Origin of the sequence: Streptococcus sp. 29892 (genome assembly GCF_032594935.1) — a bacterium.
Lineage (GTDB): Bacteria > Bacillota > Bacilli > Lactobacillales > Streptococcaceae > Streptococcus > Streptococcus hyiners.
In genome coordinates this window covers 701,811-721,866 of record NZ_CP118734.1, presented here as the reverse complement: position 1 = coordinate 721,866, position 20,056 = coordinate 701,811, and the positions used below count along the sequence as shown (strand labels likewise).

The window sequence follows — 20,056 nt, the reverse complement described above, 5'->3', positions numbered from 1 at the left end:
TATATAGATATATTCTACAAAAAAATCCAAAGAAAGCAAGACTTAACCAAAATAACTATTGCCACTTTACAGATAAATTAGCCAGATAATCTGCACCAAATTGGGACAGGCAATTACGGCTGTCTTTGGATTCATAAAAATCAATCATGGCAAAACCAGCTCGTAATTGTCCAGCAATTTGTTCTTCTAAGGTATGGCTAAATTCATAGCCATATTCTGGATTAATCGTGATTTGTCCTGCTTCTTCTAATTTCCGTGAATTGAAAGGCAGGCTATATTTAGGAACCAAGGTCTTTTCTGGACGATCCCAAACATCGTCCCCGTCAAATATGTAAATCCAAGGGTTCATGTAACCCACCATGAGCAAACCACCTTTTTTCAAAACCCGATAGGATTCCTGCCACATCGTTGTCAGGTCTTCAATATAGACATTTGAAACGGGGCAAAAAATGATATCAAAACTCTCGTCTTCAAAAGGAAAAGGCTGTGTCATATCTGCCTGCACCGTCTGCAAGGCCAAGTTTTCTCGTTCCGCAACCAAACGATCCTTGTCCAGCTGTTCCTTGGAAAAATCCATAATGGTCGTTTGGTAACCGTGAGCCACAAAGATTGGTCCCTGTTGCCCGCCACCACAGGCTAGTCCCAGCAATTTCTTGCCTTGGGTTTTTTCAAATCAGTCAAGTGGAACGGTCTTTCCAACCGTCAAAGAAACGGATAAAGGCTTATCTTTGGCAACAAGAAATTCCTCATGACTGAGCGGAACTGTATAGGTATTTCCCTGTCTAGCTGAAACCCGATTCCAACGTTCTTGATTGTAGTTTACATAGTCTGTCATTCTTACTTCCTCTGAAGAGTTCTAATCAGTGTGACCTCGTTTCTTTATACTTATATTATAGTATAAAGAAAGAGAAAAAGCTATCGTTCGATAGCTTTTGGTCTACGTCAAGTCGTTAAAATCCCAGACATCATCTACCCATCCTTCATAGAAATCAGGCTCGTGGCAGACCATGAGGATAGAGCCCTTGTAGGCTTGAAGGGCGCGTTTGAGTTCGTCCTTGGCATCCACATCCAAGTGGTTGGTTGGCTCGTCAAGAACCAAGACATTGTTTTCACGGTTCATGAGCAAACAGAAACGAACTTTGGCCTGTTCACCACCTGAAAGAACTTGAATTTGGCTTTCGATATGTTTGGAAGTCAAACCGCAACGAGCCAAGGCTGCTCGTACTTCTGCTTGGTTAAGGGCTGGGAAGGCATCCCAAACGGCTTCCAGAGGGGTCTGACGATTGCCACCAGCTACTTCTTGCTCGAAATAGCCTAGTTCCAGATACTCCCCACGCTCCACAGAACCACCGAGCGGTGGAATAATCCCCAGCAAACTTTTAAGAAGAGTGGATTTCCCGATACCGTTGGCACCGACAATGGCAATCTTCTGGTTGCGTTCAAAGGTCAGATTGAGCGGTTTACGGGTCAAGACACGGTCGTAACCAATTTCCAAATCAGTCGTTTGGAAGATAAAGCGACTTGGAGTTCGAGCCATTTTGAAATCAAATGATGGCTTTGGTTTCTCTGCTTGAAGCTCAATAATCTCCATCTTATCCAACTTCTTCTGGCGGGACATGGCCATGTTTCGTGTCGCAACACGAGCCTTATTACGGTTAACGAAGTCCTGCAAGTCCGCAATTTCCTTCTGCTGGCGCTCATAGGCCGCCTCCAACTGAGCCCGCTTCATAGCATGAACTTCTTGGAACTGGAAATAATCCCCTGTGTAACGGGTTAAGAGTTGATTTTCCACATGGTAGACAATGTTAATCACATCATTCAAGAAAGGAATATCGTGCGAAATCAAGACAAAGGCATTTTCATAGTTCTGCAAGTAGCGTTTGAGCCAGTCGATGTGTTCAGCATCCAAGTAGTTGGTCGGCTCATCCAGAAGCAAGATATCAGGTTTTTCCAAGAGCAATTTTGCCAAAAGAACTTTAGTACGTTGTCCCCCTGATAACTCCGTCACATCCTTGTCCATGCCATAGTCCATGACACCAAGCGCACGCGCTACTTCGTCAATCTTGGCATCCAGCGTATAGAAATCACGGCTTTCCAGACGATCCTGCAGTTCGCCAACCTCTTCCATGAGGGCATCCATATCGGCCCCCTCTTCTGCCATAGACATGTAAATGTCATTGATACGAGCTTCTGTCTTGAAGAGTTCATCGAAGGCTGTCCGCAAGACATCACGGACTGATTGACCCTTTTCTAATTTAGCATGCTGGTCTAAATAACCTGCCGTTACATAACGTGACCATTCAACCTTACCTTCATCTGGCTGCAATTGACCTGTCACAATGGACATAAAGGTCGATTTCCCTTCACCATTGGCACCAACAAGGCCAATATGCTCCCCCTTCAACAAACGGAAGGAAACATTCTCAAAAATTGCACGGTCACCAAAACCATGACTTAAATTCTTTACTTCTAAAATACTCATATTTTCCTCACAAAAGAGGCTGGAAATCCTTCCAGTCTCTGACTTTTTCTTAATCTAAACCAATCTCTGCACGGACCACATCAGCAATGGTGTCCACGTAGTAATCGACTTCAGCATCTGTTGGAGCTTCTGCCATGACACGCAAGAGTGGCTCGGTACCACTTGGACGGACCAAGATACGACCATTGCCAGCCATTTCTGCTTCCATTTTTTCAATGATAGCTGCAATAGCAGGCACTTCCATAGCCTTGTCCTTCATGCTGTTTTCCACACGGATATTGACCAATTTTTGTGGGTAAATGGATACTTCTGCTGCCAATTCAGAAAGTGTTTTACCAGTTTCTTTCATGATTTTGGTCAATTGCACAGCGGTCAACTGACCATCACCTGTGGTGTTATAATCCATGAGAATGACGTGTCCAGACTGCTCACCGCCGACATTATAGCCACCTTTGCGCATTTCCTCCACCACGTAACGGTCACCAACTGCGGTCACAGCTTTTTCAATTCCCTCACGGTCCAAAGCCTTATGGAATCCAAGATTAGACATAACCGTTGTTACAATGGTATTTTTAGCAAGCAAGCCCTTGTCGGCCAAGTACTTACCTACGATATACATGATTCGGTCGCCATCAACCAAGTCACCATTTTCATCAACAGCAATCAAGCGGTCACTGTCACCGTCAAAGGCCAGACCAATTTGGCTTCCTGTTTCCTTGACCAATTCTTGCAACTGTTCAGGATGGGTTGAGCCAACACCCTCGTTGATATTCAAGCCATCTGGATCCTCAGCCATAACTGTCAAATCAGCACCCAAATCCGCAAAAATTTGACGGGCTGAAGTTGAGGCTGCACCATTGGCAGTATCCAAGGCAACTTTCATACCTTCTAGCTGAATACCTGTTGAAACAAGGAAGGACTCGTACTTGCGCAAGCCTTCTGGATAATCTACCACATCGCCCAAACCTTGTGCAGATGGACGTGGTAGCGTATCTTCTTCAGCATCCAAGAGAGCTTCAATCTCTGCTTCTAAGGCATCATCCAACTTGAAGCCGTCACCTGCAAAGAACTTAATCCCATTATCTTGAGCAGGGTTGTGGCTGGCTGAAATCATAACACCAGCACTAGCCTTTTCAGTTTTTACCAAGTGGGCTACACCCGGTGTCGCAAGCACTCCTAGTTTATAGACATGAATCCCAGCTGATAAAAGTCCAGCTACCAAGGCAGCTTCCAACATTTGTCCCGAAATACGTGTATCACGCGCCACAAAGACACGAGGTACATCCGTTTCATGTTGACTGAGAACGTAGCCACCAAAACGACCTAGTTTAAATGCCAATTCCGGCGTCAATTCTACGTTTGCTTCTCCACGGACACCGTCCGTACCAAAATATTTACCCATTTTAAAATTTACCTCTTATTTCGTTTTTGTTATGATGATTTGTAGGTTGGCTTCTGTTTGTGATAAAACAACTGGCAAGACATTGCCATCACCATCTACTGCCTGCAACTTAGCTGTCCCACTATAATTAGCGGATAAATTGCTGACATCTACTGCGATTGCCTCGATGCGATCAATCTTAGCCATGGTTTCTTCATCCGTTGTTACTTTTACAGTATCGACATTGACGGAAACCTTAGAAAGACTATAACCTTCTGCTAACTGGTTACTATAAACCTTAGCTTCAACAGGTAGAGCCTTACTGACACGCTTACCTATTTTTACAGAAATAGCATCTGGTGCTAGGGTCGCTGTTACCCCTGCTGGTAGGTTGGCCAATTGGAGTTTTACAATATTGGTGCCTGCCTTCATCTCTTTCAAATCTGCGACAACTTGAAAAGTTCGCGTAGATTCATCGGATTCCCGTTGCAGAAGCACTCGATTGGATCCTCTCAACTCAACAGTCACTGTTGATGAGAAACCTGAAATAAAGTACTCACTGGTATTGTATTCAATATCTATCGGTACATTATTTAAGGTATGAACATAGGTTTCTGACTCCGTATTCTGAGCGGCTGTTTCTGAATTTTTATAGTTGGTAGTAGTCGCATAGAAAAAAAGCAAAAGCGCTAAGAATAATGAGAGAAGTAAGTGACCTACAGCTTTAAATTTTTCTTGCATGTTTGCCCCCTCTCAATCGCTTCAAAAATGTGTTTTTCTCCTGATTGTCAGAACCGAAAATAGTCCATAGTTCAGCCTCAAATTCCTCCAAGCTCAAATCATGCTTGAAATTACCATTATGAGCAATGGAAATACTACCCGTTTCCTCTGAAACTATGAAAACAAAGGCATCTGAAACCTCTGACAAACCAATCGCAGCCCGGTGCCTAGTGCCAAATTCTTTTGAAATACCTGCACTTTCAGACAGGGGTAGGTAGGCACAGGAAACCGCCACCTTATCATCCTTGATAATAACTGCTCCATCATGCAAGGGGGTATTAGGAATGAATATATTTATCAATAATTCACGCGAAATATCTGCGTTCAACGAAATACCCGTTGCCCTATATTCTTGCAAGGTTTGAGCCTGCTCCACTGCCACAAGTGCTCCAATTTTACGCGGTGACATATAGGCTGCAGATTTTACAAGAGCATCAATGAGCTTTTCTTCCTTACTGAGCGTATTAGCTGAAAAAATATGGGTCGTCCGCCCTAACTTTTCAAGCATGGCTCGCAGTTCTGGAGCAAAAATCACAACTGCTGCGATAACTCCATAGGTAATGACCTGATTGATCAACCAGGCAATGGTCTGCAAACCAAATAAACTAGCAAGAAGTTGTGCAATGATAAAGAGAAATACCCCACGGATGAGGGTCATAATCTTCGTACCAGCAATAGCCTTACTAAAATTATAAATCAAATAAACAACGATGCTGATGTCAATCAAGTGTAGGATAGCTACCCAAGGACTAGCAATCAGACTTGACCAATACCCAGCATCCAGTAACTGGCTTAAGTTTAACATAGGTTTCTCATACTTCCTAACTCGTACATGGTAACGTTTCTATTATATCACATTTTTTCTTTCTTTTTTTAGAAAAGGATGAAGATAGGATTAAATTTATTACAAATAGTCATCAGAAATGTATCAGTATTTCTACATACTCCGTTCTAGAAAATCCCTGACCTTTATGATAAAATAGTCCCATGAAAATAAATACTTTATTAGGGATTGCCGCAGGGAAGACCAGCCAGTTTGTCCTCAACAAACTGGGCCGAGGAACTACCTTGCCTGGTAAAATTGCCCTTACATTCGATAAACATATTTTAGATAGTTTGGCTAAGGATTATGAAGTCGTTGTTGTGACAGGTACCAACGGTAAGACTTTAACAACTGCCTTGACCGTTGGAATTCTTCAAGAAGCCTTTGGCGAAATCACGACCAATACCAGCGGTGCCAATATGATTACAGGGATTACGGCAACCTTTTTATCTGCCAAGAAAAACAAAAACGGCAAGAAGATTGCCGTCTTGGAAATCGACGAAGCCAGCCTTGCCCGCGTGACCGACTTTATCAAGCCGAGCCTGATTGTCTTTACCAATATCTTCCGCGACCAAATGGACCGCTACGGTGAAATCTATACCACCTACCAGATGATTTTGGACGGTGCTGCAAAAGCTCCGCAGGCAACCATTTTGGCCAATGGAGATAGTCCGCTTTTCAACTCAACGAAAGTCGTCAATCCAATAAAATACTACGGTTTTGCGACAGAGGAGCATGAGCCACGTCTGGCCCATTACAATACCGAAGGCGTTCTCTGTCCTCATTGCCACCAAATTATCCAGTACAAGCTCAATACCTATGCTAACTTGGGTAGCTACATCTGTAGCAACTGTGGTTTTAGCCGACCTGAACTGGACTACAAGTTGACCGAACTAAAAGAAATCGCCAATACTTCTTCTACCTTTGCCATTGACGGTCAGGATTACAAAATCAACATCGGTGGGCTCTATAATATCTACAACGCCCTAGCGGCTGTCAGCGTAGCAGCATTTTTCGGTGTAGCTCCTGAGAAAATCAAGGCAGGTTTTGACAAATCCAAGGCAGTCTTCGGTCGCCAAGAAACATTTAAACTGGGTGACAAGGACTGTACCTTGGTCCTCATTAAAAACCCAGTTGGTGCAACCCAGGCTATTGAAATGATGAAACTGGCTCCTTACGATTTTAGCCTATCTGTTCTTCTCAATGCCAACTACGCTGACGGAATTGATACCAGCTGGATTTGGGACGCTGACTTTGAACAAATCACCCAAATGGACATTCCACAAGTCTTTGCAGGCGGTGTTCGTTCGTCTGAAATCGCCCGTCGCCTCCGTGTGACTAGCTATCCAGAGGACCAGATTACTGAAACGCCAAAACTGGAAGACATCATGACCTTGATTGAGCAATCAAGTAGCCAACATGCTTATATTTTAGCTACTTATACAGCTATGCTGGAATTCCGCGACCTGCTGGCTCAACGCCAAGCCGTTGGAAAGGAGATGAAATAATGGTCTATACGTCATTAAAAAGTCCTGAAAAAGACTACACTTATGATCTCCACATCGCTCATCTCTACGGTGATTTGATGAATACCTACGGGGACAACGGCAACATCCTCATGCTCAAGTATGTGGCTGAAAAGCTAGGTGCTCGTGTTCAGGTGGACATTGTTTCGCTGACAGATGAATTTGACAAGGATTTCTACGACATCGCCTTTTTCGGTGGTGGTCAAGACTATGAGCAGTCTATTTTAGCCAAGGATTTACCGACTAAAAAAGACAGCTTGGCAGACTTTATCGAAAACGACGGTGTCATGCTGGCCATCTGCGGTGGCTTCCAGTTGCTCGGTCAATACTACATCGAAGCTGGCGGCCGCAAGATTGACGGTCTAGGTATCATGGGACACTACACCCTCAACCAGACCAATAACCGCTATATCGGTGACATTAAAATTCACAATGAGGAGTTCAACGAAACCTACTACGGTTTTGAAAACCACCAAGGTCGCACCTTCCTAGCTGACAACCAAAAACCCCTGGGCAAGGTTGTCTATGGCAATGGTAATAACAAGGAAGACGGTGGCGAAGGTCTGCACTACAAAAACACCTTCGGCAGCTACTTCCACGGACCAATCCTGTCCCGCAATGCCAACCTAGCCTACCGCTTGGTCACAACTGCCCTCCGTAAAAAATATGGACAAGACATCCAACTTGCCAGCTACGCTGACATCCTCAGCAAAGAAGTCGCTGAAGAATACGGCGATGTGAAAAGCAAGGCAGAATTTGATAAATAAAGCAAAACCGCTTCTGATATTCAGAGGCGGTTTTGTTATTTTCTATTAACTTATATTCCCTTTAGTAACGTGTAACTTTCCAAATTTAAAAAAGCGACTCATAGAATTATTTCCTCCCGTTAAATAATAGATAACTATTAAAAATAGACAATACTTGCTCATAAGTAACGGTACTTAAATTGTTTACTTTGGCGTGTTTCATTGCTTGATGAAACTGATTTTTAGTAAACAGTTGACGATATTCTCGATTGACCCATTTTGAAACAAAGTACGTATATAGCTTCCAATATTTATCTGGAACATCTGTGGTATGGCGGGTAAGTTTTATTAAGACACTGTTTACTTTTGGTTTAGGATGAAAGCATTCCGCTGGCAGCTTAAGCAATTGCTGAATCGAGACTTGAGTGTGCAAGAGCAACCCTAGTGTTCGGTGAATATCCAAGGTACGCTTGTAGAATCCTTCTTCAACAATCAGATAGATGTCAGACGCATGGCTTTCAAAAACCACTTTTTTAATAATTTGTGTGCTTAAATGGAAAGGAATATTCCCAACAATTTTATACCTCTGTTTGTTAGGGAATTGAAACTGTAGAATATCTTGGTGAATTAAAGTGACACGAGTATTCAGTTTTAATTTTTCTGACGATAAGTTGAATAGATGACTGTCTAATTCAATAGACGTTACCTGTTTACTTATTTTAGCCAGTTTCGTCGTTAAATGCCCTTTACCTGTTCCAATTTCGTAAACGGTATCGGTTTCTTTTAAATTCAATTGTTTTATTATTTGGTTGAGTACTTTTTCACTCGTTAAAAAGTTTTGAGAATATTTTATATTTTTGTTCATTTAATCACTCCTGAAGTGATTACATCTATAAACAAATACAGAAGTTAAACGATTTGTTTGTAATTTTAGTTATCTGTTTAAAAAGTCATAAGATTAGTCACTGGTAGGAATTAATCTAACGTATTTATTTATCTGCGTAATCACTGTTTTTAGTCTGTTTCAAAACAGTAGATGTTTTATCTACATTTTGAATACCAACATGACGAATCCCTCCTTCTTAATTACAAATTTTTAGCATCTAATTTAACTTCAATTCCTATTATACAAAATTTTAAGATACTGCACTATCAACACACTCTTTATTTTTTATATAGTTCCTACCAAAAGCACTCCCTCAACTGTAATCTCCGTTAATTGCCCCAAATCCAGCTTGGACTGGTCCACTTGGAAAAAGAGGGGTGTCATGTCTGCCAAGACTTGGGCATGTTCTAGGCTAATCGGCATGGTTCGACTGACTAGCACTTGCTCCACCTGCCCCAGGTAAGACTTGAAATGGTCTACGATATCTTGGTTGTCATAGGATTCCTTGCGGAGTTGGTCTTTGGCTAAATGGCGGAGCTCCTTGAGGTGATTGGGACCTGGGACCAGCTTGAGAATAGCCCCACCAGCTTTCAGCACTCTGGCAAATTCCTGATAATTGGCTGGGGAAAAGATGTCCAAGATGCCGTCAATGGTCTTGTCTTGAATGGGCAACTTGGTCAAGTCACCAACAAACCATTTGACAGACTTGGTAGTGTCAGATCTAGCTGCCAAGAGAATGGAATCCTTGGAAATATCAAAAGCAAGAATGTCCAAGTCCATTTTCTCGGCTAACTTACGGGAATAAAAGCCCTCCCCACAACCGATGTCCAAGACAGACCGCAAGCCCAGCTCTGCTATTTTTCCCTCCAAAGCCGCATAGAGATGATCGTAATAGCCCGCCTCTAAAAAGGCCTGGCGGTTCTCAAAGCTAGACTTGTGGTAGTTGGCAGACTGCTTGACCTGGGGTGCTAGGTTGACATAGCCCTGCTTGGCGATGTCAAAAGTGTGGCGGTTGGGGCAGCGGAGGCTGTTGAGGGCAAGACCAAGAGCCTGCCCACAATGTGGACAGGCGAAAAATTGGTCACTGTTGATAAAACGTTGGTGTTTGGTCATCTTATTTGTATTCTTTTCTAAAGCGGTGCAGGGCTAGTCCTGATAGGAGCGTGGCAATGGCTCCTGTACAGACCAGTAAGTAGCCGACTGGAATGAGGTAAAAATTTTCATGCAGAATGCCCTTGGCATCGACATATTCGACTGAGTTTGCCTTGATGACAAAGCAGACGAAGCCGAGAAGCATGAGAAAACTACCAATAACGGTAATGGTCAGGTGCATCTGGGTACGGCGGCCTTCGCGACCGTCTTTTACAAGTTTTTCTGTCATGTTGTTCATGTCAGTTCCTCCTAAGATAAGTTGATCTAAGGAGATCGAAAAGACCGAGGACATGAGAATCAAGAGCTCCAAGTCAGGTAGGTTTTTATCATTTTCCCAGTTGGAAACGGCCTGCCTGGTCACATTGAGTTTGATGGCAAACTGCTCTTGGGTCAAACCTTTCTTTTTTCGTAAGTCTTTGATTTGCTGTCCAAAGTTCATTTCTTTCTCCTTTCAGGGAGCGGGACAGAACTCGAAAAATGAAAAAGAGTTCGTCGTCCCGCCCCCGCACAGTTGATTAGGCCAGATTTGAAGTGTGCAACACGAACAAATCTGCCAATCAACCACTGCGCTGAGATGTTGACACCACCTTCGAGAAGTGATGCTAATCTCTATACTTATCTTAGCTTGTCGGTCGATGTTTGCCAAGAAAGGCTGGCTTGCTCTGGACTTTTTTAGCGAAAGGTGGTCTTGCTAGCTCCGCAAGACTGGCTTGCAAACCTGTTCTATCAAGGATTTTAGCCTCTTGTCAACTTGCTGTCAACCTAACCTAATTGCTCAGATAATGCTTCCCATTCTTCCATAAGGCTTTCTTGTTGGGCAGTCAATTGATCGATTTCTTTCTGATAATCGGTCAGCTGTCCGATATCATTGGTTTCTAACATGGCTTGGTTGAGTTCGCTCAGGCGGTTTTCGATGGTCTCGATTTCTGCCTCGATTTGCTCGATGCGACGGGCTAGTTTGCGTTGCTCTTTTTGGTTTTCCTTTTGGGCTTGGTAGTCCATGGCTCCGGCTGATTGGCTGATACTTTCTAGCTGGTCAGGCTGGGCTTCTGCTTCCTGCTCTGCCTTTTTCTCCAAATAATAGTCATAGTCGCCCAAGTAGAGCGTGGAGCCCATTTCCGAGATTTCCAGGACCTTAGTGGCGACGCGGTTGATGAAATAGCGGTCGTGGCTGACAAAGAGCAGGGTGCCGTCAAAGTCGATGAGGGCATTTTCCAGCACTTCCTTGCTGTCGATGTCCAGGTGGTTGGTCGGCTCATCAAGGATGAGGAAGTTGTTGTTTTCCATAGATAGCTTAGCAAGGAGCAGGCGGGCTTTTTCCCCACCAGACAGCATGGACACGGACTTTTTGACATCGTCACCTGAGAAGAGGAAGGCTCCAAGGCGGTTGCGGATTTCCACTTCAGGTGTGGTCGGAAAGGCGGACCAGAGCTCCTCCAAGACGGTGTTGGATGGTGTCAGAGCCGACTGGGTCTGGTCGTAATAGCCTACTTCCACATTGGCACCTAGTTTGGCTTCCCCTTTGATAAATGGCAGAGCTCCGATGATGGATTTGAGCAGGGTTGTTTTTCCGATTCCATTCGGGCCGACAATGGCAATGGCATCCAGCTTTCGTTGGTCAATGGAAATAGGATGAGAAAGTATTTCTCCATCGTAGCCCACCGCAGCATGTTCCACTGTCAAGACGATATTGCCAGAAGTCTTGTCCGACTGAAAGGTCATATTGGCAGACTTCTGACCAGTTGTTGGCTTGTCCAGTCTCTCCATCTTTTCCAACTGCTTGCGCCTAGCCTGAGCACGCTTGGTGGTCGAAGCACGGACAATATTTTTTTGAACAAAGTCTTCTAGTTTGGCAATTTCCTTCTGCTGCTTTTCATAGTTTTGCAATTCCGTTTGCAACTTTTGCTCTTTGAGCTCGACAAACTGAGAATAATTACCTACATAGCGATCCAAGGAATGCTTGGTCAGGTCCAGCGTTATGGTCGCCACCTTGTCCAAGAAATAGCGGTCATGGCTGACGATAATCAAGGCTCCCTTGTAATGCACTAGGTAGTTTTCCAACCAAGCAATCGTGTCAATGTCCAGGTGGTTGGTTGGCTCATCCAGCACCAATAATTCTGGGCTTTCAAGCAACATTTTTGCCAGTGCAAGTCGGGTATTTTGACCGCCGGAGAGTTCGGAGATTTTCATGTCCCACATGGTCTGGTCAAACTTGAAACCATTCAAAATAGCACGGATGTCTGCCTCATAACTAAAACCACCTGCCAGACGAAATTCCTCCGACAGACTATCATAGGTTTTCATAAGCTGGTCTAGGTCGCTACCAGATAGGCTGCCCATCTGCTCTTCCATAGACCGCAAGCGTTTTTCCGTCGTTCGCAGGTCGTCAAAGACATGAAGCATTTCATCGTAAATGGTGTTTTCCGATTGAAAACGGCTGTCCTGTGCCAGATAGGAGAGGGACAAATCACGCTTGGTTGAAATGTCACCGCTGGTCGCTGCTTCTTCACCCACTAAGATTTTTAGCAAGGTGGACTTGCCTGCGCCATTTTTTCCGACAAGGGCAATCCGATCCCGCTCATCGACTTGAATGTTGATATTGTTAAATAAAACTTCGCCCGCAAAAGAGCGTTCAATCTTGTTTCCGCTTAGAATAATCATAGCAATATTGTACCATAATTTAGGGTAACAGTGCGGAATCCTTTTTCTGATTTCAGCAAAAAACAGCAACTTTTCAGCCACTGTCCTTCTCAAAAAATATTTAGACCAAACCGCTAAGTAATTCCCTATTCTGCCAGATCAGATAAAGACCGCCACCAATAATGATGAGCATGATGACAAACTTGATCAAGCCCTTAACAAAGCGGATGACCAACATCAATATCATAGATACAATCAGCCATCCCCAAGCAGAAGAATGGAGCAAGGTCTGCATACTCTCTAAGCTCGCCCCTGTCCAAGCCTTGATAGGTTCTGGAATTTTATCAAACCAGCTGCTATCTATACCGATTTGCTCCATAATGGAATGACTGGTCGATTGTAACCATGCAAAAATCCCAGCATTATAGAGAAAGAGCAAGGCTTGCTCTGGGTAACGTTTTATCGTATTTGTAATTGTTCGAAACATATTTTCCCTTCTATTCTGAATACAAGGCCACTAGGGCATCAATATCTGTTTGCTGAATACCATGATTAGAACCGGCCGATTCCATAACAGAAGCCTGACTATCATCATGATCCAAACCAATGGCATGACCCAATTCATGTTCAGCTGTATGGATAATTCTGTCCATATCATAGCCATACTCTTCATTCAAGAGATAATAACTATTCAAGCGAACTGTCACCGAGCTATAATAATTGGTCAATAAATTGGTCGTTGAATTAGCCTCACCTGCCGCCTGGGTATTGCCATCATTCATCTCAGTAGCAATGATATCCGCCTGATTTGGATCTGTGGTAAGGACAAGAGTAAAGGCACCCGTCGCATTCCAATTGGCAATAGCCGTTTCATAGGCAGCTACGAATGTTGGATTTTGGGTTTCAATATAGACAGTCGCAGTATTGGTTTCCCAACGTCCATGGTCAGCTGTATTAACCGTATCAGTAGTCAGGTGTTTAATGGTATCAACACCCTCTTCAATCGTCACTTCAGATTGACCTTTAACCATCAATTGTACTTCCTGAGCCAAGGTTTGTAGCATCTGAGGCGCAGCTTCCTGTTGAAAATAGAACAACATCCCCAAACTACATGTGATTATAACCATGGAGAGCCAAACCAAGCTCCAAACCGTTCGCCAGATAAATTTAAAAATTGAAGTAAAAAATTTCATACACTATACCTCACTCTAGAAATAGATTTCAGTATAGAATTATTTTCTGAAATTTTTCTTAAATTCTAGGACAATCTTTCTTCTAATTTGAAATCAATGGGTAGCCAAGCCAAGACCTTTTCAATCTGTTGGTTCCAATAATACCACTCATGTTTACCTGGTCCGAAACTTGCCTCTATATCAAATCCCTGTTCTTCCAGCTCTCGAACTGCTTTTTGATGCCCCTCAAATAGAAAATCCTCATCACCACACCAGGCATAAAATTTAGTCTTCTTGTCCGAAAGTCTACAAAAATTGGTCAAAAGATTTGGATTTTCTGGATCATCTAAATCCCCAAAAACACCCTTCCAATAGTCAGGACTACCTAATTCCAAGGCAGATGGACTGGTAAAATCAACCTGCAAGGCTCCTGAAAGCGAGGCGGCGTAAGAAAAGCGATTGGTCATCATGGCAATCTTGAAAGTCCCATAGCCCCCCATAGACAAGCCAGCAATAAAATTCTTCTCCCGCTTGTCAGACATATTTGGGAAAAACCGCTTGAGGATTTGAGGCAACTCAATCGCTATGGCATCATAATAATTCATACCATAGGTGGTATTGGTGTACCAAGCCTTGTCCGTATTGACCATAACCACAATCAGATTAGTATAACGAACCAAGCGTTCAATAGTCGACCGATTGAGCCAGGAATCCTGATTGCCTCCCATCCCGTGCAAGAGATACAGCACGGGAATATCTGTATCGTCAGGATTGTCCACACGATTTCGGTCGGGATATAAAACCGTTACCTGTCTGGACATATCCAAAACTTCTGAATGGTATTCAATTTTCATGATTGCCATATGTTTCTCCTTATGTAGAAAGAGCCTGGGTTGCCCTGGGCTCTTTGCATTTATAAAACTCTATTTCACTTCCATAATCACTGGTAAAATGGCTGGGCGACGTTTGGTTTGGTCAAAGAGGAATTTAGCTAAGTCATCGCGAACAGCACTCTTGAGTTCTGTCCAATCAAAACTATCCTTGGTGAAGTAATTTTCCACCGTTGCATTAACCAAATCTGATGCCTCACGCAAGATATCCTTGCTCTTCTTGACATAGACAAATCCACGCGTATTGACCTTGGCCTTGGAAATGATTTTCTTCTCACGGCGGTTGACAGTGATTGCCACGATAAAGATACCATCTTCTGAGAGGATTTTACGGTCACGAAGGACAATATTTCCAACATCTCCCATGGCATTTCCGTCAATCATGACATCACCAGCAGGAACCGCTCCGCTATGGACAAAATCCCCATCTTCATAAGCCATGACATCCCCACGCTTGACGATAATAATATTCTCTGGGAACATGCCGATCTCAAGCGCAGCTTTGGCATGGGCATCTAGCTGACGATACTCCCCTTGAACTGGGAAGAGATACTTAGGACGGAGGATATTGAGCATGAGCTGCAAATCACGCGCATTGCCGTGACCAGACACACGCAGGTTTTTGGTAATGGATTTGACCGTTCCACCAGCCTTGTAAATCAAGTTTTCAACACGGGCAACGACTGCTTCTTTAGAAACACTTGGTGTCGTAACGATGTAAACCAGATCACCTTCCTTGATTTCAACATAACGGTGGCGACCAATGGCCATCTTACGAAGCCCGTTCAAGGGTTCCCCCATACGGCCTGTTTCCAGGATAATCAATTCATGGTCTTCGTATTTGCCCATATCCTTTGGCTTGACCAAAAGTCGCTCACTAACCAATCGAAGTTTTTTCAATTGGATAGCGGTACGGACAATATTTTCCACATCGTGCCCCGTCAAAACAACACGGCGACCTGTAGCCTCTGCCGCATCAAAGATTTGCTGGATACGGACAATGTTACTTGCCACAGCAGCTACAATCACACGACCTTCACAGTCTGCAATGGTATTGAGAATTTCTTCACCAGCTTCATGCATACTAGCTGACTGCACATTGCTATCTGCATTGGCAGAATCAGATAAGAGAGCCAATACACCTTCTGAACCAATTTCAGCCAGACGACCAAAGTCTGTCCGGTAGTACTTATCCGCAGCCTGATCAAATTTGAAGTCACCAGTATAAACGATATTTCCTTGGTCTGTCTTGACCACAATTCCCAAACTCTCAGGAATAGAGTGAGTTGTCTTAAAGAAAGATACAACTGAATCACCAAAATCAATCTCAGTCGCTGCATTGATGACGTGGAAATCCTTGAATTTCTTGGTTGCATTATTGTTCTTGACAATCAATTTCGCCAATTCAATGGTCAAGTGTGAGCCAAAAACAGGAACTTTCACTTTTTCTAAAAGATAAGGCAGGGCTCCAATCGAATCAGCGTGACCATGTGTCAGAAAGACCCCAGCTACACGGTGCTTGTTTTCTTCTAAATAATCAAAGTTGGGAACAACTACATCAACACCCAACTGTTCATTTTCTGGATACTTGGCACCAGCATCCATGACAAAAATATGCTCATTTACTTCGGCAATGTAGAGGTTTTTACCATTTTCACGTACACCACCGAGAGCCATGATTTTTATGCTACTCATTTTTTCTCCTTTTGGACATCCCACAGGTGTCCAGTTTATTTTTCTTACCAACGGTCCTTGGGATGCCCAAGTCGAATTACAGTCTGCTAATGATTTTAGCTATCGCTTCTATTATACCTTTTTTCAGGAAAATTTACAAAAAACTCTGCTGAAATTCAACAGAGTTCTCCCATTTAATCAATAACCATGTCCCCTATGTTCCCACTTTCCACCAGCATTACGCACTAAAATCCATTTCCAATCCCGATGAATACTATTTGGTTCCAAGGTTGGTTCTGCCCCTTCAGCGGCTACTTTGAAAGAAGAGGTTAACACTATAGCCTCCTCTGCACCATAATGCTCAGCCCAGTCATCAAATAACTTTTCATCATCACCACCATATCCAATGGTCAATAATTGGCAACTCTTAAAATGCTTATCAAAGTAATCTTGAACGACAACTACAGCATCCTGAATTTCTTTTTCCGAGTATAATTCCGATGCTTCCATCGGCTCAATCTTTGCCTGATAAGCTGCTCCTGTCCGACATCCTACCAAAAATAGACAACAAAACAGACTACAAATAGCTAAACATTTTCTCATCTTTGTTACCCCAATTCAACAATCGTTGCTGAAAAGCCAATCTCTTCCACAAAACGTAATACATCCTCAGTTTTGACAAAAATTGTTTTGGTATTGACATTAGGATGGAAGGTTAGAATGGGTTCAGAAAGGATTTCTTTATCAAAAAAGACTTGAATATCCTTATCAACATTATGTAACAAGCCAAAAACAGATACCGCACCCGCAGGCAAGTGCATTTTTTCCATCAAGCTATCACTCGAGGCCATCCGAATACGATTGGCTCCTACCAAATCACGAAACTGGTCCATGTCCAGCTGCTTCTGGTCATCCATAATCAGTAAATAAAATGCAGTCTTTTTCTTATTAGTCAGAAACATGGACTTGGTCCGTACTCCTTCTAACCCTTCGATGTAAGAGTCTGCTTCCTCGGTTGTCCGAGCTGGTGGATGCTCTACAATGGTGTAGTCCATTCCCAAGTCAGCTAAGCTTTCAAAAACCAATTTATCCATGACAGCACCTCTTGACACATTTAGTATATTATACTTCGTTTCAACCAAAAAATCAAAGGATAAGAAAAGCCTGGATTTCTCCAGACTTTAGTCAAACAACTTATAATAATCTTCCAGCTTCATCTTGGATTTCTCTTCAGTCGTTTGGTCTTGGATAATCTGACCATTCTTCATAACAATCAGGCGATTGCCATGGCGAAGAGCATCTTCCATCTGATGAGTGACCATGAGGGCTGTCATTCCCTTGGTCGCAATCAATTCATCCGTCAGTTGCATTAAGGATTGGCTAGTTTTAGGGTCGAGAGCGGCAGTATGCTCGTCCAAGAGCAAGAGCTCTGGTTGTTTCAAGCTAGCCATTAACAAACTCAAGGCCTGTCTTTGCCCACCTGATAAAAGCCCTGCTGGTGTGTCCAAATGCTTTTCCAAACCATTTCCCACTCTCGGCAAAAGCTGGGCAAATTCTTCCCTTTCTTGGACCAATCTACGTGGCACCAAGCCCCGCCCCTCACCACGATACTTGGCGATGAGCATGTTTTCTGCCACTGTCATCCGCGGAGCAGTTCCCATTTTAGGATCTTGGAAGACACGAGCCAGATACTTGGCCCGTTTTTCAGCAGGCCAGTTGGTCACATCCTCACCGAGTATGTGGACCGAACCACTTGTCAAGGGCAGGGTACCAGCAATGACATTGAAGAGGGTTGATTTCCCAGCACCGTTTCCACCTAAAATAGTAATAAAATCCCCTTGGTAGATGGTCAAATTGACATTGTCCAAAATCACGCGCTCTTCATCAAAACCGTTGGTCACCACCTTGGTGGCATTTTTTAATTCAACAATTGCTTTCATCGTGACAGGCTGGCTCCTTTCAAGACTTTATTTTTCAACTCAGGAACCATGAGGCAGACTGCCAAAATCATGGCTGAGAAGATACGGAGGTAGCTGGTATTGATACCGAGGGAAATAACCACCAAAATCAAGAACTGATAGAAGATAGCACCTACTGCAATGGCCAAGAACCGTTCCAACATGGTCAAATTTCCATACAAGACCTCACCGATAATCAAGCTAGCCATCCCAACTACGATGACCCCGATACCACGGGATACATCCGCATAACCTTCTTGTTGAGCAATCAAGGCACCCGCAAGAGCAATAATCCCATTAGAAAGAATCAACCCAAGCAGCTCCATTCTGCTGGTATTGATACCAAAACTGCGAGCCATATCTGGATTGTCCCCCGTCGCGATAAAGGCTTGACCCAGGCGAGTATAGAGGAAGAACATCAAGGATCCAATGACTAGGGCAACACTTCCCAAACCAAGTAAAAGTCCATTCACTTGCTCAGAAAAGGGAAGCAAGTCCTGCAATCGACTGGTATTTAACAAACCCAAATTTGCCCGACCCATGATAAAGAGAATAATGGAGTGACAAGAAGACATGACCAGAATACCAGCTAAAAGTGTAGGGATTTTCCCCTTGGTATAGAGCAAGCCTGTGACCAAACCTGCCAAACAGCCTGCCAAAACGGCTGCCAGCGTTGCCAAGACAGGATGAACTCCCTGTGTCAATAAGGTTACTGCAACTGCTCCTCCCAGTGGAAAAGAGCCCTCTGTCGTCATATCCGGGAAATTCAAAATCCGAAAGGTGACGAATATTCCCATTCCTAGTACAGCCCATAAAAGAGCCTGTGAAACTGTTGATACAATCATAACATTCCTTTGTTTTATTCGATAACCTTGCTTGCCTTATTGATAATCTCTTCTGACAAACTGATACCTAATTCTTTTGCAACTTTCTGGTTAACAACGACCGTACCTTCATTGAAGATTTGGACTGGTGTATCCCCAGGATTTGCACCGTCTAGGATTTTCGCAGCCATTTTTCCTGTTGCCACACCCAAGTCATATTGGCTGAGGGTTACAGATGCAATACCTCCACCTTCGACCATGTCTTCTACACTAGTGAAAATCGGAGTTTTTGTTTTATTTGCCACAGAAACGACTGTTGAAAATGCTGATGCGACTGTGTTGTCAACTGGTGTGAAAAGAACATCTGCTTTGCTAGTTGCCACTTCTACTGTCGCTGCTAATTCATTGCTTGAGGCAACTGCGTATTCAAGGACAGTATAACCTGCTTCTTCCGCTGCCGCCTTAAACTCTGCTACTTGAATTTTTGAATTGTCTTCGTTTGAAGAATAGAGGACGCCGATTGTTTTTGCCTCCGGTGTGATTTCCTTGATGAGGGAAACAGCATCTGCTACTGGTGTCTGGTCAGACACACCAGTGATATTCCCACCAGGATTTTTCAAGTCTTTGACCAAGTTGGCACCAACTGGGTCTGTTACCGCACCCATGATGATTGGCAATTCAGTCGTTGCGTTTGCCAAACCTTGTGCAGCTGGTGTCGCGATACCGATTAAGAGTTCATTACCATTGTCCACCAATTTTTTACTCATGGTCTGCACCTGTGACTGGTCAGCCTCAGCATTCATGAAATCAATGTCCAAATTATCCGTCGTTGAATAGCCACCCTCTTTTAGTCCATCCTTGATCCCCTTATAAATCTCATCTAGTGAATCATGGGTTACGAACTGAAGAACCCCAATCTTAACTTTTTCCGTTGATGTAGATGAATTGCTCTGCTCTTTTTGTGTCATAAACAAAGCAGCAACTACCATAACAGTAAGGGCAACAATTGTAGCTAGTAAGTTTTTATTTTTCAACATATTCATTCTCCTCGTAAAATACATAATATCCAATTTCTACATCATCAAAATTTTATTCCACCATCGCCATCGTTTCATCATGATT

22 protein-coding genes and 1 pseudogene are annotated in these 20,056 nt (G+C 43.4%); 2 read left to right on the top strand and 21 right to left on the bottom strand.

What is annotated here, in order from left to right:
* Positions 1-55 precede the first annotated feature (55 nt).
* The 6 genes from PW220_RS03685 to cdaA form a co-directional block, all read right to left on the bottom strand.
* Entirely contained in the window at positions 56-649 is a 594-nt protein-coding gene (locus tag PW220_RS03685; protein ID WP_248054531.1) for a class I SAM-dependent methyltransferase, read from the bottom strand.
* Positions 650-673: 24 nt separating this feature from the next.
* Positions 674-835 carry a hypothetical protein gene (locus tag PW220_RS10330; protein ID WP_248054532.1) on the bottom strand — a complete coding sequence of 54 codons (162 nt, stop codon included), beginning with the start codon at positions 833-835 and terminating at the stop codon, positions 674-676.
* A gap of 102 nt (positions 836-937) precedes the next feature.
* Positions 938-2,482, bottom strand: coding sequence for an ABC-F family ATP-binding cassette domain-containing protein (locus PW220_RS03680; protein ID WP_248054533.1), 1,545 nt, complete (start codon positions 2,480-2,482; stop codon positions 938-940).
* A 49-nt stretch (positions 2,483-2,531) separates the two neighbouring features.
* On the bottom strand, positions 2,532-3,884 hold the full coding sequence (gene glmM, locus PW220_RS03675; RefSeq protein ID WP_248054534.1) for a phosphoglucosamine mutase: 1,353 nt from the start codon (positions 3,882-3,884) through the stop codon (positions 2,532-2,534).
* Positions 3,885-3,899: 15 nt separating this feature from the next.
* Positions 3,900-4,604 carry a CdaR family protein gene (locus tag PW220_RS03670; RefSeq protein WP_248054535.1) on the bottom strand — a complete coding sequence of 235 codons (705 nt, stop codon included), beginning with the start codon at positions 4,602-4,604 and terminating at the stop codon, positions 3,900-3,902.
* Entirely contained in the window at positions 4,588-5,448 is an 861-nt protein-coding gene (gene cdaA / locus PW220_RS03665; protein WP_105113348.1) for a diadenylate cyclase CdaA, read from the bottom strand. Before cdaA ends, PW220_RS03670 begins: the two co-directional genes overlap by 17 nt.
* A 182-nt stretch (positions 5,449-5,630) precedes the next feature.
* On the opposite strand from cdaA, the gene murT reads away from it, so the two are divergent.
* Positions 5,631-6,974, top strand: a complete 1,344-nt coding sequence (gene murT, locus PW220_RS03660; RefSeq protein ID WP_248054536.1) for a lipid II isoglutaminyl synthase subunit MurT — start codon at positions 5,631-5,633, stop codon at positions 6,972-6,974.
* A complete protein-coding gene (gatD, locus tag PW220_RS03655; protein WP_248054537.1) occupies positions 6,974-7,759 on the top strand; it encodes a lipid II isoglutaminyl synthase subunit GatD in 786 nt (261 codons plus the stop codon). Before murT ends, gatD begins: the two co-directional genes overlap by 1 nt.
* 54 nt (positions 7,760-7,813) lie before the next feature.
* On the opposite strand, the pseudogene PW220_RS10325 reads toward gatD, so the two are convergent.
* The 15 genes and pseudogenes from PW220_RS10325 to trpX all read right to left on the bottom strand — a co-directional run.
* A pseudogene (locus tag PW220_RS10325) lies at positions 7,814-7,891 on the bottom strand (rRNA adenine methyltransferase); the annotation flags it as partial.
* Positions 7,866-8,603, bottom strand: coding sequence for a 23S rRNA (adenine(2058)-N(6))-methyltransferase Erm(B) (erm(B), locus tag PW220_RS03645; protein WP_105136797.1), 738 nt, complete (start codon positions 8,601-8,603; stop codon positions 7,866-7,868). The gene erm(B) and the pseudogene PW220_RS10325, both read right to left, overlap by 26 nt.
* Before the next feature lie 124 nt (positions 8,604-8,727).
* A complete protein-coding gene (locus PW220_RS03640) occupies positions 8,728-8,811 on the bottom strand; it encodes a 23S rRNA methyltransferase attenuation leader peptide (RefSeq protein ID WP_105124126.1) in 84 nt (27 codons plus the stop codon).
* 98 nt (positions 8,812-8,909) lie between these two features.
* Positions 8,910-9,737: a putative RNA methyltransferase gene (locus PW220_RS03635; RefSeq protein WP_248054539.1), complete on the bottom strand. Its 828-nt coding sequence runs from the start codon at positions 9,735-9,737 to the stop codon at positions 8,910-8,912.
* 1 nt (position 9,738) lies between these two features.
* Entirely contained in the window at positions 9,739-10,215 is a 477-nt protein-coding gene (locus PW220_RS03630; RefSeq protein WP_248054541.1) for a DUF3955 domain-containing protein, read from the bottom strand.
* A gap of 323 nt (positions 10,216-10,538) precedes the next feature.
* A complete protein-coding gene (locus PW220_RS03625; protein WP_248054542.1) occupies positions 10,539-12,437 on the bottom strand; it encodes an ABC-F family ATP-binding cassette domain-containing protein in 1,899 nt (632 codons plus the stop codon).
* Between the two features lie 100 nt (positions 12,438-12,537).
* Complete coding sequence (locus PW220_RS03620) at positions 12,538-12,903, bottom strand: hypothetical protein (RefSeq protein ID WP_248054544.1); 366 nt, start codon at positions 12,901-12,903, stop codon at positions 12,538-12,540.
* 10 nt (positions 12,904-12,913) lie between these two features.
* Positions 12,914-13,609 (bottom strand): M57 family metalloprotease, encoded by a 696-nt coding sequence (locus PW220_RS03615; RefSeq protein ID WP_248054546.1) that lies wholly within the window; start codon positions 13,607-13,609, stop codon positions 12,914-12,916.
* A gap of 65 nt (positions 13,610-13,674) precedes the next feature.
* Positions 13,675-14,451: an alpha/beta hydrolase gene (locus PW220_RS03610; protein ID WP_105117432.1), complete on the bottom strand. Its 777-nt coding sequence runs from the start codon at positions 14,449-14,451 to the stop codon at positions 13,675-13,677.
* Positions 14,452-14,511: 60 nt separating this feature from the next.
* A complete protein-coding gene (locus PW220_RS03605; RefSeq protein WP_105117431.1) occupies positions 14,512-16,173 on the bottom strand; it encodes a ribonuclease J in 1,662 nt (553 codons plus the stop codon).
* Positions 16,174-16,350: 177 nt separating this feature from the next.
* On the bottom strand, positions 16,351-16,755 hold the full coding sequence (locus PW220_RS03600) for a hypothetical protein (RefSeq protein WP_248054548.1): 405 nt from the start codon (positions 16,753-16,755) through the stop codon (positions 16,351-16,353).
* 5 nt (positions 16,756-16,760) lie between these two features.
* Complete coding sequence (locus tag PW220_RS03595) at positions 16,761-17,246, bottom strand: prolyl-tRNA synthetase associated domain-containing protein (RefSeq protein ID WP_248054551.1); 486 nt, start codon at positions 17,244-17,246, stop codon at positions 16,761-16,763.
* Positions 17,247-17,333: 87 nt separating this feature from the next.
* A complete protein-coding gene (locus PW220_RS03590; protein ID WP_099831179.1) occupies positions 17,334-18,092 on the bottom strand; it encodes an ABC transporter ATP-binding protein in 759 nt (252 codons plus the stop codon).
* On the bottom strand, positions 18,089-18,955 hold the full coding sequence (locus tag PW220_RS03585) for an ABC transporter permease (RefSeq protein ID WP_248051232.1): 867 nt from the start codon (positions 18,953-18,955) through the stop codon (positions 18,089-18,091). Before PW220_RS03585 ends, PW220_RS03590 begins: the two co-directional genes overlap by 4 nt.
* Before the next feature lie 14 nt (positions 18,956-18,969).
* A complete protein-coding gene (trpX, locus tag PW220_RS03580; protein ID WP_248054553.1) occupies positions 18,970-19,971 on the bottom strand; it encodes a tryptophan ABC transporter substrate-binding protein in 1,002 nt (333 codons plus the stop codon).
* Positions 19,972-20,056 lie beyond the last annotated feature (85 nt).

What these genes read in the sequence shown, in the direction of transcription:
- trpX (WP_248054553.1), bottom strand. Translation starts at nt 19,971, where the DNA reads ATGTTGAAAAATAAAAACTTACTAGCTACAATTGTTGCCCTTACTGTT.
- PW220_RS03680 (WP_248054533.1), bottom strand. Translation starts at nt 2,482, where the DNA reads ATGAGTATTTTAGAAGTAAAGAATTTAAGTCATGGTTTTGGTGACCGT.
- glmM (WP_248054534.1), bottom strand. Translation starts at nt 3,884, where the DNA reads ATGGGTAAATATTTTGGTACGGACGGTGTCCGTGGAGAAGCAAACGTA.
- gatD (WP_248054537.1), top strand. Translation starts at nt 6,974, where the DNA reads ATGGTCTATACGTCATTAAAAAGTCCTGAAAAAGACTACACTTATGAT.
- PW220_RS03600 (WP_248054548.1), bottom strand. Translation starts at nt 16,755, where the DNA reads ATGAGAAAATGTTTAGCTATTTGTAGTCTGTTTTGTTGTCTATTTTTG.
- PW220_RS03595 (WP_248054551.1), bottom strand. Translation starts at nt 17,246, where the DNA reads ATGGATAAATTGGTTTTTGAAAGCTTAGCTGACTTGGGAATGGACTAC.
- PW220_RS03585 (WP_248051232.1), bottom strand. Translation starts at nt 18,955, where the DNA reads ATGATTGTATCAACAGTTTCACAGGCTCTTTTATGGGCTGTACTAGGA.
- PW220_RS03625 (WP_248054542.1), bottom strand. Translation starts at nt 12,437, where the DNA reads ATGATTATTCTAAGCGGAAACAAGATTGAACGCTCTTTTGCGGGCGAA.
- PW220_RS03630 (WP_248054541.1), bottom strand. Translation starts at nt 10,215, where the DNA reads ATGAACTTTGGACAGCAAATCAAAGACTTACGAAAAAAGAAAGGTTTG.
- PW220_RS03590 (WP_099831179.1), bottom strand. Translation starts at nt 18,092, where the DNA reads ATGAAAGCAATTGTTGAATTAAAAAATGCCACCAAGGTGGTGACCAAC.
- PW220_RS03635 (WP_248054539.1), bottom strand. Translation starts at nt 9,737, where the DNA reads ATGACCAAACACCAACGTTTTATCAACAGTGACCAATTTTTCGCCTGT.
- PW220_RS03605 (WP_105117431.1), bottom strand. Translation starts at nt 16,173, where the DNA reads ATGAGTAGCATAAAAATCATGGCTCTCGGTGGTGTACGTGAAAATGGT.
- PW220_RS03615 (WP_248054546.1), bottom strand. Translation starts at nt 13,609, where the DNA reads ATGAAATTTTTTACTTCAATTTTTAAATTTATCTGGCGAACGGTTTGG.
- cdaA (WP_105113348.1), bottom strand. Translation starts at nt 5,448, where the DNA reads ATGTTAAACTTAAGCCAGTTACTGGATGCTGGGTATTGGTCAAGTCTG.
- murT (WP_248054536.1), top strand. Translation starts at nt 5,631, where the DNA reads ATGAAAATAAATACTTTATTAGGGATTGCCGCAGGGAAGACCAGCCAG.
- PW220_RS03610 (WP_105117432.1), bottom strand. Translation starts at nt 14,451, where the DNA reads ATGGCAATCATGAAAATTGAATACCATTCAGAAGTTTTGGATATGTCC.
- PW220_RS10330 (WP_248054532.1), bottom strand. Translation starts at nt 835, where the DNA reads ATGACAGACTATGTAAACTACAATCAAGAACGTTGGAATCGGGTTTCA.
- PW220_RS03670 (WP_248054535.1), bottom strand. Translation starts at nt 4,604, where the DNA reads ATGCAAGAAAAATTTAAAGCTGTAGGTCACTTACTTCTCTCATTATTC.
- PW220_RS03620 (WP_248054544.1), bottom strand. Translation starts at nt 12,903, where the DNA reads ATGTTTCGAACAATTACAAATACGATAAAACGTTACCCAGAGCAAGCC.